Below are 12,545 nucleotides of genomic sequence, written 5' to 3' on the forward strand. Positions count from 1 at the left end.
GAACAGTGATGTTCTTTTTGTGTTAAAAGGGAATAAAAAAACTGGTATTGATTATTCATCAATACCAGAAAGTATAGAACCTAAAAATGTTGCAAACGCTTTCGGGTAATGATATATTAAAGACGTGGTAAAGATGAAATGCCAGGAACTGTAGCCCTAAAAAATTTGATGCTAATTAAAAAGTTTTAACTGTTTCCGTTAGGAGGCTGGTAGGATTAATAAAGAGCAACGAAGAATTAGAGTAGTACGGTTCAACGGCATTTTGGAACTAGCAACAAAAGTTAACATAAAATCGACTTAATTATAGTAGTCGCGCAATCTCAATACATGGTTTGCTAGGATCCTTAGTTGAACAAACAAGTGTTAGTAGTAAGATTTGTTTTTACGGTAGCAAGATTCAGATTCAGATTTACAGTAAAGTGATAAATAAGAAGTTGATGAAACTACAGTGGATTTCATCTTACCACTTCAAAAAGAATTGGCCTCGTCAGTTGGACGGGGTCTTTTTTGTTGTACAAAAACAGCAGCGTGAAGTACGCTGCTATTTATAATTTTATAGATAAATTCTTAACGCTAGATGGATCAGGAACAATCTGTATGTGGACATCGAATATATTAAATGAAACACGTAGTTGCTCTTCAATACGTTCGTCTAATAGATAAATATCCACTGCATTCATCTTTGGATCAACCATAATGGTAATATTTACGGTTGTAATATTACCGTTTTGTTTTCCCTTTATTTTCAGTACCTTTTTGACACCATTGATTTTAGAAACAAAATCGCTCATTTTATCTTCTAGTTTAGGATCAAAATAATCGGTCAAACTCAAAGTACTTTCCTGAAATATTTGAAGGCCAGACCATAAAATAAATAAACCAATTGCAATACTGACAGTATCATCAAGCCATTGAATCTTTAAAAAGACTGTTCCTAATAGTGTTAGTAATGTACCAACGCTGGTAACTAAATCTCCTAAGCTGTCTTTTGCGGCAGCTAATAATGATGAATTACTTAGTTTCTTACCGTAACTTTTGTTGATCATCCAAACAAAAATCATCATAACACTGGCAATCGCAGCACCAATAATAGAATAAGTATTAGGGTGGATGGCTGATTTAGAAGTGAACAAGGAAATAGTTCCTTGGATAATGATTTGGCCGGAAATAACAATGATTACAAAGCTAGTAACTAGTGTGAATACTGCTTCAAGTCGAAATCTTGATAACTGTATATCGGTTTTTCCTCTTAGATACTTAGGCAGTGGTGTTCCGACAAAGTCATCATCGTCAACATTAGTTGCTTCATAAATACCGAATATCAACAAAGCAGTTGAAATAACGCCAGATAAATTATTGAAGGCATCGGCTCTCAATGATTGTGAGTGTCCAACGATTGAAAGAAAATATTCGATACCGGTTATTGCTAGATAAATAAAAATATTTATCCACAAGTACTTTACAGATGTTTTTAGTCTTTTAATTTCTTTATCGGTGGCTTCAGACTGCAGTCGATTCTCTTTCATTATGTGTGTATAAAAATTATCCATTATTAATACCTCTAGGTGGATATATTAGCACTAAAAAAGTGTTGGGAAAATATCCCAGCACTTTTATTTACTTATCGAAATTTCAGGTTTATTTTTATTTAAGGTTGCTTCAGTACCGCATAGTTCAACTTGTGCAGGGATTCCATTCATCAATTTAATCTTGGAAACATCATGGTTAATAGTTATTTTTAACAAACTATTCTTGTACATAATATGATAAGTGAATCCTTGGATTTGTTCCGGAACGTGGTTTTCAATGGAAATTTTATCGTCATAAAGTTTTAATCCAGAGAATCCTGAAGCAATTGATAGCCAACTTCCACCGAGGTTAGCAATGTGAAGTCCATCTTCAGTATTACCATGCTTGTTTAATAAGTCTGAGAACGCTGATTCCTGAAATGCCTCAAAAGCTACACTTGGTTTACCAAGTCGTGATGCAATAATTCCAAAGATTGATTTAGATAATGATGAATCATGAGTAGTAACAGAGTTGTAGTAATCATATTCACGATTCAGTTGTTCTTTAGAAATTTCATCTGGGAATAGGTATTCGGCTAGTATAGTGTCCGCCTGTTTGGCGACTTGATAACGATAGATTGTCAAAGGATGGTAGTGTAGAAGCAGTGGATAATTATCTTTTGGTACTTCATCGAATGGCCATAACGGTTTGTTCAAGAAACTATCGTCTTGAGCATTAATTTCTTTTTCTTTACTAAATGGTAGATAAATTGCTTGTGAGATTTGATCTAGTTTGATGATTTCATCAATATTTGTACCATAGTTGGATAGTTGAATGTCATGTTGTTTAACTAACATATCAGCGTATTTTTTAGCTAAAGCTAGGTTATGTTTTGCCATTCTGTTAGTGTAATAATTATTATTAACTATTGCTGTATATTCATCTGGTCCAGTTACTGACCAGAATTCGAACTTGTCATTTTTCCAGTTACCGAATGATGCCCAGAATCTGGCGGTCTCAAGTATTATTGGAAATCCATATTTTTCGATGAAATCAAAGTCACCGCTAGATTTCCAATATAAGTCCACAGCATAGGCGATATCGGCATCAATATGATATTGAGCAGTTCCTGCAGGGAAGAATGCTGAAGCTTCTTCGCCATTTATAGTTCTCCAAGCAAATAATGCTCCGTTTTTGACGCCGAGTTCAGCTGCACGCTTCTTTGCCTGAGGTAGGGTACTGTAACGATATTTAAGCATACGTCTGGCAATCTTTGGTGATGTATATGAAAAATATGGTAGTGCATAAGTTTCGGTATCCCAGAAATAATGTCCTTCATATCCAGTCCCACTTAATCCCTTTGCAGCTAAGCTAGTTTTACCGTCCTTACCAGCTGATTGATTTAACTGGAACATGTTATAAAGTATGGCGGTATTTAATTGTGGGGCACCTTCTATAGTTACCTCGGAGTTTTGCCATACATTATGCCAGAATTCTTGAGCGTCATTATTGATTTCTTCTAGTGTATGATCTGGCAATGATTCTACATCCCCAGTTTTTGAGATATTTCCAATGCCAATAATATAAGGAATTGTTGGCTTGTCATTAATATCCACTGTCATATTTATCAATTGATCTTGTTTGTTCGCAGTCCGCAGTACAAACGGAACGGTCAAGTTAGATTGCTTAGTTGCCAAGATGCAACTATATGAATTATAGGATTTGCGTTCCCCATAAACAGAAAGAGGATACGAAACATTTGATTTACGTGGATCGTTGGAGTTTATAACTTTAGCAGTTGTATCAAATAAAACGGTTTTGCTGATGGATAGCTTGCCATTATAAGTTATAGGACTGAATTTGTAAGAAATACCGTACCAGTTTCTATTGTGTTGACTGATACAAGAGGTGATTTCCATTCTTATCTCATCATTTACTGTATTAAATAGATGATAGTCCTCTGTTAAAGTACCATTTTTCATATTTAGCTTCATAGAAATTAATTCTGATCTATTGAAGTCAATGCCGTCAGTATTAGTTACTTTGATGTGACGTAGATTAGTAATATTAACAATTGTCTGATTGAATTTGGCGTAACCGTATGCTGATTCTCCGTAATGAATTGGAGATTTTTCGTAAAAACCATTTACTAATGTATCAAAATTCTCCGCATCAGTAATAGGATTACTTGCACGTACTCCAAAATGTCCATTTGCAATTGAAAAAATAGTCTCTAAAAATGGCGTATCTTTTTCTTGTAAGTCTTTGAGATTTAAGATGAATTTATTTGAATCCATAATATTCTCCTTCCAAATATAGAGATGCTTTCAAAGATAATTATAATGAGAATTATATTAAATACAATAGATATGTTTAAACAAATATAAAAGATGTTAAAAAAATAGTCATAACACTCATAATTTACTAAGTGTTATGACTTTTAATTTTATTATCTAAAATGAGTTACGAAAAGCAACTCCCTGCGCTTAGTACGAATAAGAAATGCACCAACTTCGTTGGCACCTTCCTTATCCTAGCTAATGCTCAGGAGTTACCGCTTTTCTCCACTCTCTAATCTTTAACCTAAAACTTCAACAGTAACATTTTGACGACCAAATGATAATGCTTCTGAGTTAGGCATAGCAATATCTAATTGGTTAGGATTGCTGTATGCGAACATACCAGTATCATTAACAACACGATCGTAAGTCTTACCATTACCATCAGTGATTCTTAGATGTGTTCCCTTAGGGAATTTTGATAAGTTAGCAGCAACACCGCTGTATCCCATGTTTGAGCCAAGAACGGCTGGATCATATGCAGTAGCATTCATTGTTAATGTTTGTGTAACGTTGTCATCTGACATGTATTGACCAGGCACCCATTGGTTTTGACCAACTTGGTACCATGTTTGACCATTAGCATCAGTAGTTGATGATGATACGTTATAACCGTAGCCACCAATAACTGTACCAGTGTAGTAGCCATTGCCAGCTGAACTGTAAGTATTTACTTGACCATTTGCTTTAACGTACATAACTTTATTAACTTTTGTAGCTTGTGTAATTGGTTGTGAGCTTGTATCTGAAGCTTTGATCCATTGGTTTTTACCAACAGCATAGAATAGTTCACCATTTACGCTAGTAGCTTTGTTGTATTTCCATGAAGAATTGTTAACGAGGCTGGCACCAGTAGTAGCAATTCCGTTTTCTTTAGTAGGTGTTCCGTAGATTTGTGCGCCAGATGCATTGTTGATATAAAGAACGCCTGACACAGCTTGTGTAGCAACTGAAGCAGCTTGAACATTTGAAGTTGAACCTAGAGTAACAAGTGTAAGTGAAGCAACAGTTAATAGTGAAGCAGCGAAACTTTTGATTTTCATAAAAGATATATCCCCTTAGATAATTAAAAATGTATTTGTATAATTTTATTTAAATTTTCTAACCGAGAAACATCATATAACGTATAAGACAAAAAAAGTTGGATATAACCTAAACGTAAATTAGGTATAATCCAACTGTAAAGTTCATGTAACACTATTGAAATATTAGAGGTACTTCTTAACCTCTACCAAAAGCTGGTCAACAGTGTTGATAACAACGCCGTTCATCTTAATTAAGCCGATTGTATAGTTGTTTATATATCCAAATGGATTTTCTCCAATTGTCTTAACCGCTTCTAGTTTTGCAGGATTGTTGAAACCATGTTGACGTAGGTCAGTCCAAAGACCTACAACAGGAATCTCCTTACCAAAGGCTAATCCGATCTCTGTAGCCACGCCGTCGTCCATAGTATCACCATCTAAGACAGCTACGACTAAGTCAGATGAAAGAAGTTCTTTATTGTCTTCTTGAGCAATTTTAATTGAGTCAGCATAGTTCATCTTATCGTTAATATCGCCATTTTCTTGTGGTAGGTAGACTTCTATATCATTGGACATTTCACGAATCTTTTTAACAACCATGTCGTTGTACATGCGATCCGCCTCTGAAAATAATCCATTTGCGAAATAAATCTTCATTAAAAATCCTTCTTTCATGTATTAGTAGTTTAATATTATCATTTTTGACTTTGTATATGGCGATTAATCGAAGTTAGAAAAACTCCGTAGAACACTTTTTTGAAATAGTTTCATTTCATCGGTGAATTCTCTATCTTTTAGCGATGCCATAACGACGTTCATTTTTAGAACATTAGGACTTATTTTGTATATATTACATAAACTCGAATCAAAATCCCTATTGAGAAATGATTCTGGGATGAAGGTTGAAGCTAGACCTTTGTATGCTAGAGTTGCGGACGTAAGGATAGATTTTACCTTTAACATTGAATTCAAATTTAGCTCGTGCCTGCTAATGAATGATTCTAGTAATCGTGAAAAGCCTGAACCTGAATATAATGAAATAAAATTAGTAGAATTTAGCTTTTCAAAATCATATTCCAAAATTTCAATTTTTGTTTTTCCAGAAACAATTAGTGGGGAAGCCTTATCTATTATTAAGTATATTGGTTCATATTTCAGATGAGTGAATTGAATCTTATTAGTATATATTGGCAACATGCGAATCTGAAAGTCTAAATCTTGATGAAGTAATTCAGATTCTAATTCTGCTGATGGGTCTTCAGATAGTGTTATATGAACATTTGGATATTTGCTATGAAATACAGGTAAAATTTCTGGAAGAAATGTTGAAGCAATAGATTGATTTATACCAACACTAATTCTTCCATCTTTATTATTTGCAATATCGAAGATTTCTTGCACAAGGTTACGTTTTTCGAAGGCAATCTTTTCTAACCCCGCCATAAATTTTTCACCCGCAAAAGTTAGGGTTATAGGGTGGTGTGATCTGTCCAATAATGTTGCGCCAAGTTCTTTTTCAGCTTTTAGGATAACTTTACTTAAATAAGATTGTGAGATAAATAACCGATCTGCCGCAGCTGAGAAGCTACCATAATTCAATATTGCGTTGAAGTAGTTCAATAATTCATCGTAATTTTGCATATTTTGTCCTCTATTCCAATTTGGTTATAGCTTATCACATTAAATGGAATTTCATTAGGCATATCAATGGATGTATACTTCAACTAGAGATTGTTAACAATATCACATTTTTGATTGAAGGGGAGATATTATGATTGCACAGAAAATGAAAAGCTATGGATTAAATCCTAAGCAACCAATGATAGGGATAGGCTTATTCGTACTTACAATTATTTGGGCATTTTATTTATATAGTCAAGTTAATAAATTACCAATGTTTTTATTTGCAGGGTTAATGATTGGTTATGTATTGACCAGATCAAGATTTGGTTTTGCCGGTGGAATAAAGCGTGTATTCTATCGTGGTGAATCTAGTCTGACAGTAGCACTGTTAATTATGTTTTCACTTACAGCAATTGTTAATGTTGGTATTCAATGGGCGGCTGCCAGTGGTGGAGCAATTCCAGCTTGGTTAGTTACCAATGATAGTCAAGCAATTATTCCGGGTACACAGAATGTTAGACTTGGAAATATTTCGACAGCATTAGGTGGATTTTTGTTCGGTATGGGTATGTTGATGGCTGGTGGATGTGCCAGTGGTACGCTATCAGATTTTGGTGAAGGAGAAGGACATTCGTGGGTTGCATTGCCATTCTTCGTTCTTGCAGCAGCACCTGGCCAATGGGTAGGATATCAACTTGATCAATCATCAATTGGAAAAATTGGTATTCAAGGATGGATGCCTCAATACATAGGTTACGGCGGTGCCATTTTCGTTACACTATTGATTTTCTTTGGGTTATATATTGTTGCTAAAAAATACGAGAATCATAAGAAACAAATTGGGATGTATACGGATCCTAAATCGGATTATTTAGAATATGAAAAACCCGTTAATACAAATGATAAAGAATTTAGTTTGTCTTCATGGGAAACTTATCATAAGTTTTTCGTTGAAAGATGGAGTTTCATTACTGGAGCTATAGGAATTTCTATTGGTGCTATTTTTGTTTTGGTTACTACGGGTAAAGCATGGGGAGTTACTACTCCATTTGTTTCATTAGATCAGAAGTTCTTAGGACTATTTGGGATGAAATTTACTTCACCAGCATTTGATGAAACTGCTAAAGCAATGCAAGGTAGCTTATTAGTTGATGGAGGTACGATTAGAAATATCGGTCTAGTATTTGGTGCTTTCATCGCATTTTTGATGGCAGGTAGATTCTCATTTAAGTTCAGGTTTAATGTTAGAGACTTTATGATATATGCTACTGGTGGATTGTTGATGGGATTTGGTAGTAGATGTGCCCGTGGATGTAATATCGGTGCATTATATTCATCCATTTGTAATTTCTCAGTCCATGGCTATGTATTTATGGCATTCCTAGTATTAGGTGGAATGGTCGGTATCAAGATGTTTGAAGGTAAAGTAAACATCTTACCTAGATATGAATTATCAAATATGAATATGGCAACAAATTAAGGAGGAATTGTAATGAGTAAAAAAGTATTAGTAGTAGGTGGAGTTGCTGGTGGAGCATCTGTTGCTGCCAGAGTTAGAAGATTGGACGAGAGTGCTGAAGTCACAATGTTTGAGAAGGGACCAAATGTTTCATTTTCTAATTGTTCTTTACCATATCATCTGAGTGGAACGATTGAAAATGCCGATGACATTGTTTTGATGAACCCCCAACAGTTTAAGATGCAATACAATATTAATGCTGAAGTTAATACCGAAGTTATTGATGCTGATTATAAAGATAAAACTGTTACGATCAAAGATACTATTACAGGTGAGACAAGTACTAGAGATTATGATGAGTTAGTTCTTTCACCAGGTGCTGTTCCTATTTTGCCAGAATCAATTAAGGGAATTCATAATGAGAATGTCTTTACAGTTCGTAATGTTGAAGACATTAAGGCTTTAGCTGGTTATATCGATAATATTAATGCTAACAACATCACTGTCGTTGGTGGTGGTTTCGTTGGACTTGAGGTTATGGAAAACCTAGTTGAAGGTGGCAAAAATGTTACATTAGTTGAGGCTGCTCATCATATTATGGCAACAATTGATGATGATATGGCACAAATCCTTCATAAAGAAGTAATCGACAATGGCGTAAATCTCATTGTTGATGATGGTGTATCAGAAGTTTCAGATACAAAAGTAACCTTAGCCTCTGGTAAGACTATTCCTACTGATGTTGTTGTTATGGCAATTGGTGTTAGACCAGACGTTGCTCTAGCTGAAAAAATAGGTGTTAAATTAGGTGATACTGGTGCAATCGCGGTTGGCCAAGGTTACCAAACAAACCTTCCACATGTTTATGCTGTTGGTGATGCAATCGAGGTTACAAATATGATCACTAGAAAGAAACAACGTCTTGATCTTGCTTTCCCAGCTCAAATGGAAGCACGTGCAGCATCAGATCATATGTATGGAAGACAAGCAACACAACGTGGAGTTATTGGTTCGCAAGTAATTAAATTGTTCAAGATGAACGCAGCTTCAACTGGATTAACAGAGAAGCAATGCCTAGAGAATGGAATTAATTATGATATTGTAATGGTAATTCCAAAGGATAAGGTGGCATTGATGCCAAACGCTAAACCATTATACTTCAAATTGATATTTGGAGTTCCATCTGGTGAGATTCTTGGTGCTCAAGCAGTTGGTGAAAGTGGGGTCGACAAGCAAGTTGATGTTATTGCTACAATGATCTCAATGCATGGTCATGTTGAAGACTTGCAAAACCTTGAATTGTGTTATCAACCAATGTTTAGTACAGCAAAGAATGCCGTTAATATGGCTGGCTTGGTTGCAACTAATATTCTTAATGGCGAATTCAAACAAGTTCGTATGTCTGAAGTACGTGGCTTAGTAGAAAGTGGGGCAATGATTGTTGATGCCCGTGAGCCAAAAGAATATAAAGAGGGACATATTAAGGGAGCAATCAATATTCCTTTGAGTGAGTTCAGAGATAGATTAGATGAAATTCCTCATAATGTACCGGTATATGTACACTGTCTATCAAGTCAGCGTAGTTATAATATGGTTCGTGCATTAGGTAATTTAGGATATAACAATATTTATAATATTGTTGGTTCATTCTTAGGATTATCAGAGTATGAATATTATCATGATACTGTTGATGATAGAGATCCTATTATTGACGATTACAGATTTGATTTATTGTAGTAGATATATGTAATACAACTAGGCGTGGTATTTATATCACGTCTAGTTTTTTTCGGAGGGAAATATGAGGCTAAGGAAGAAAAATTATTGGGCGATTACAGTTATTACATGGGTTGTGTTATTAATTGTTTGGCAATTAGTTACCATGTATAAAATTACACCTGAGATCTTGTTACCAAGTCCTGAAAAAGTTATTTCAACTTTTATAAGTCTAAGTAAGAATGGTTATAATGGTATTCCATTGTGGTATCACTTTTTAATAACAATGATTAGATTGCTTAGTGCGGTTGCATTAGCAATTATCACTGCAATACCTTTAGGATTGATCAGTGGACGAATTAAGGTTGTTTATTCAATATTTGATTCTATAATTCAATTTATTAGACCGATTCCACCACTGGCTTATTACACATTATTGATTCTTTGGGTAGGTATTGGTGAGACATCAAAGGTTGTTTTGTTGTATTTAGCAGCTTTTGCACCGATTTATTTGGCTTGTATTTCTGGAGTTCAGAAGGTTAATAGTGATTATGTAAAGAGTGCTGAATCGTTAGGTGCTACCTCCAAACAAGTTTTCTTCCACGTTATTTTTCCTTCAGCTTTGCCAGATATTTTTACAGGTATTAGAACAGCAGTTGGTATGGCCTATACAACGGTTGTTGCCGCTGAGATGGTTGCCGCTACATATGGAATTGGTTGGATGATTATCAATGCTTCTAAGTATTTGAAGAGTGACGTTATGTTTGTCGGCATTATTATTTTAGGTATCACGGGTGTTTTTCTAGATCAATTATTAAAATTAATTGAAAGAAAGATTGTATTTTGGAGTGGAAAATCATGAAAAAAACAATCAGAATTTTAACTTTACTGTTTGCTTTTCTTTTAGTATTGTCGGGGTGTTCTAACCATAAAAATGATCCAAAGAAGGTTACTGAAGTAAGAATCGGTATCTTACAAGTTCCTAATGACGTTGCCGCTGCTAGGCAACTAAATTACTTGAGTAGTTATTTTGAAAAGAAGCATATCAAGACAAAATATATTATTTTTGATTCAGGTGTAGACGCTAATAAAGCTTTGATTTCAGGCGATGTGGATTTTGCAACTATGGGAGATACCAACGGTGTTGTCGCCATGTCGTCTAAAATTGATGCCAAGTTGATATGGGTAAATGATGTATTAGGCAATAATGAAGGCTTGGTAGTTAGGAATGGTAGCGGGATTGAAGGTTTCAAAGATTTAAAAGGTAAAAAGATTGCAACACCATTTGCATCTACCTCTCATTACAGCTTGATGATGACATTGGAAAAATATAATTTATTGGATAAGGTTTCACTTTTAGATATGGATACCCAAGATATTGTTGCTGCTTGGAATCGTGGTGATATTTCGGCAGCTTATACTTGGCAGCCAACTTTGACGCCAATGCTTAAGAATGGTCATTTCTTGATTACCAGTGAAGATTTACGTAATCAAAATCGTGTGACGGCAAATATAACTTTGGTACGCGGCGGATTCGAACGTAGTCACCCTGAATTAGTAACGGGTTTGCTAAAGCAATTAAATCGGACTCATCAAGAAATGCAAACTGAACCTAAGGAAATTATTACCGCTGCATCAAGGCAGAATGATTTGAGGTTTGAAGAAGCAAAATCACAAATTGGAACATCAAAATGGTTAACCGCAAGGCAAATGGTAAAACAAGAATTCATGTCTCGTAAGTTTCAAGAACAGTTATATATAACTGGCAAATTTATGGCACAACAACAGACAATTGATCATGCGCCTACAAAAAATGAGATAAGAAAATTTGTTGTTACTAAATATATAGATGAATTGGGGGATAAATAAGTGGAAAAATTAATCGAAGTAAAAAACTTAACGCTCACTTATCCAGGAGCAAGTGAGCCAACACTTAAATCTCTTAATCTTGATATTAATCGTGGCGAGATCATTACTGTGATAGGGAAATCTGGTTGTGGAAAAAGCACGTTACTCAATACTATGGCAGGATATATTCCACCGACTGCAGGTGAAGTATTACTAAATGGTGAAGTTATAACCGGTCCCGATTGGAAACTAGGAGTTGTCTTTCAAAACAACGCCTTATATCCTTGGTTGAATGTAGCAGATAATATTGGATTTGGTTTAAAAATGAGACATTTTGATAAAGCTGAAATTCAGTCTCGAGTTGATACGTTATTAGATCAGGTTCAATTAACTGATAAGAAAGATGATTACGTTTTTGAGTTATCAGGTGGTATGCGGCAAAGAGTAGCAATCGCTCGTGCATTAGCCAATCAGCCGCAGGTAGTCATGTTTGATGAGTCCTTTGGGGCTTTGGATGAATTTACTCGTAATGATATTCATAAAGTTATTTTGGATTTGTGGAAATCACTTCATCTAACCTTTTTTATTATTACGCACGATATTGATGAGGCCATTAAATTGGGAAATCGTATTGCTATAATGACCCCAGATAAGGGATTACCGATGAAGGTTGTTGATAATCCGTATTTTAATATTAGTTCAGAAGATATCGATGCTAATTATATGAACTATAAGAATGATATTTTAAAACAGATAATCTAAAAAGACGCTTATGAAATTATGATTTCAGGTACTTTCTCGAGTTTGGTTAGGTGCCGTCTCTGCTCTGGGTACAAGAAATATTGGCGCTGTGGGAACCGCTTGGAGCCAAGGTCTCCAAGCTCGATTTTGAACTTCGCAAAAAAAACGCGAATTTCAAAACTCGTTCCGTGGTGTAATGGCTAAAGCCACAACACCACCTTCACTACAGCCAACATTTATTGCACTCAGAGACTAATACATTTGTCGTTTTTTATACTATATAAC

General features: G+C 35.1%; 10 protein-coding genes. 5 read left to right on the plus strand and 5 right to left on the minus strand.

Annotated elements, in window-relative coordinates:
• Positions 1 to 545 precede the first annotated feature (545 nt).
• The 5 genes from EKM79_RS07865 to EKM79_RS07885 all read right to left on the minus strand — a co-directional run bounded on the left by EKM79_RS07865 (position 546) and on the right by EKM79_RS07885 (position 6,514).
• Positions 546 to 1,550 (minus strand): cation diffusion facilitator family transporter, encoded by a 1,005-nt coding sequence (locus EKM79_RS07865; protein WP_246005653.1) that lies wholly within the window; start codon positions 1,548 to 1,550, stop codon positions 546 to 548.
• 63 nt (positions 1,551 to 1,613) lie between these two features.
• The gene (locus EKM79_RS07870) at positions 1,614 to 3,806 is read right to left on the minus strand and encodes a glycoside hydrolase family 65 protein (RefSeq protein WP_125567613.1); all 2,193 of its coding nucleotides are present in this window, start codon (positions 3,804 to 3,806) and stop codon (positions 1,614 to 1,616) included.
• A gap of 281 nt (positions 3,807 to 4,087) precedes the next feature.
• Positions 4,088 to 4,891, minus strand: a complete 804-nt coding sequence (locus EKM79_RS07875) for an SLAP domain-containing protein (RefSeq protein WP_125567615.1) — start codon at positions 4,889 to 4,891, stop codon at positions 4,088 to 4,090.
• 165 nt (positions 4,892 to 5,056) lie between these two features.
• Positions 5,057 to 5,530, minus strand: a complete 474-nt coding sequence (locus EKM79_RS07880; RefSeq protein ID WP_125567617.1) for a nucleoside 2-deoxyribosyltransferase — start codon at positions 5,528 to 5,530, stop codon at positions 5,057 to 5,059.
• A 63-nt stretch (positions 5,531 to 5,593) separates the two neighbouring features.
• A complete protein-coding gene (locus EKM79_RS07885) occupies positions 5,594 to 6,514 on the minus strand; it encodes a LysR family transcriptional regulator (RefSeq protein ID WP_125567618.1) in 921 nt (306 codons plus the stop codon).
• A gap of 130 nt (positions 6,515 to 6,644) precedes the next feature.
• Between EKM79_RS07885 and EKM79_RS07890 the strand changes: the two genes are divergently transcribed.
• The 5 genes from EKM79_RS07890 to EKM79_RS07910 all read left to right on the plus strand — a co-directional run bounded on the left by EKM79_RS07890 (position 6,645) and on the right by EKM79_RS07910 (position 12,281).
• Positions 6,645 to 7,976, plus strand: coding sequence for a YeeE/YedE family protein (locus EKM79_RS07890; protein ID WP_125567620.1), 1,332 nt, complete (start codon positions 6,645 to 6,647; stop codon positions 7,974 to 7,976).
• A 12-nt stretch (positions 7,977 to 7,988) separates the two neighbouring features.
• Positions 7,989 to 9,692, plus strand: coding sequence for an FAD-dependent oxidoreductase (locus EKM79_RS07895; protein ID WP_125567622.1), 1,704 nt, complete (start codon positions 7,989 to 7,991; stop codon positions 9,690 to 9,692).
• A 64-nt stretch (positions 9,693 to 9,756) separates the two neighbouring features.
• Entirely contained in the window at positions 9,757 to 10,533 is a 777-nt protein-coding gene (locus EKM79_RS07900) for an ABC transporter permease (protein WP_125567624.1), read from the plus strand.
• Positions 10,530 to 11,540 carry a taurine ABC transporter substrate-binding protein gene (locus EKM79_RS07905; protein WP_125567626.1) on the plus strand — a complete coding sequence of 337 codons (1,011 nt, stop codon included), beginning with the start codon at positions 10,530 to 10,532 and terminating at the stop codon, positions 11,538 to 11,540. The genes EKM79_RS07900 and EKM79_RS07905 overlap by 4 nt, the downstream gene beginning before the upstream one ends.
• Complete coding sequence (locus EKM79_RS07910; RefSeq protein WP_125567629.1) at positions 11,541 to 12,281, plus strand: ABC transporter ATP-binding protein; 741 nt, start codon at positions 11,541 to 11,543, stop codon at positions 12,279 to 12,281.
• The last annotated feature ends 264 nt before the right edge of the window (positions 12,282 to 12,545 follow it).

Origin of the sequence: Companilactobacillus insicii (assembly GCF_003946015.1) — a bacterium.
Classification (GTDB): Bacteria; Bacillota; Bacilli; order Lactobacillales; family Lactobacillaceae; genus Companilactobacillus; species Companilactobacillus insicii.

Excerpts from the sequence above, each read along its gene's own strand:
- EKM79_RS07890 (WP_125567620.1), top strand. The coding sequence starts at position 6,645 with ATGATTGCACAGAAAATGAAAAGCTATGGATTAAATCCTAAGCAACCA.
- EKM79_RS07865 (WP_246005653.1), bottom strand. The coding sequence starts at position 1,550 with ATGGATAATTTTTATACACACATAATGAAAGAGAATCGACTGCAGTCT.
- EKM79_RS07905 (WP_125567626.1), top strand. The coding sequence starts at position 10,530 with ATGAAAAAAACAATCAGAATTTTAACTTTACTGTTTGCTTTTCTTTTA.
- EKM79_RS07880 (WP_125567617.1), bottom strand. The coding sequence starts at position 5,530 with ATGAAGATTTATTTCGCAAATGGATTATTTTCAGAGGCGGATCGCATG.
- EKM79_RS07900 (WP_125567624.1), top strand. The coding sequence starts at position 9,757 with ATGAGGCTAAGGAAGAAAAATTATTGGGCGATTACAGTTATTACATGG.
- EKM79_RS07885 (WP_125567618.1), bottom strand. The coding sequence starts at position 6,514 with ATGCAAAATTACGATGAATTATTGAACTACTTCAACGCAATATTGAAT.
- EKM79_RS07895 (WP_125567622.1), top strand. The coding sequence starts at position 7,989 with ATGAGTAAAAAAGTATTAGTAGTAGGTGGAGTTGCTGGTGGAGCATCT.
- EKM79_RS07875 (WP_125567615.1), bottom strand. The coding sequence starts at position 4,891 with ATGAAAATCAAAAGTTTCGCTGCTTCACTATTAACTGTTGCTTCACTT.
- EKM79_RS07870 (WP_125567613.1), bottom strand. The coding sequence starts at position 3,806 with ATGGATTCAAATAAATTCATCTTAAATCTCAAAGACTTACAAGAAAAA.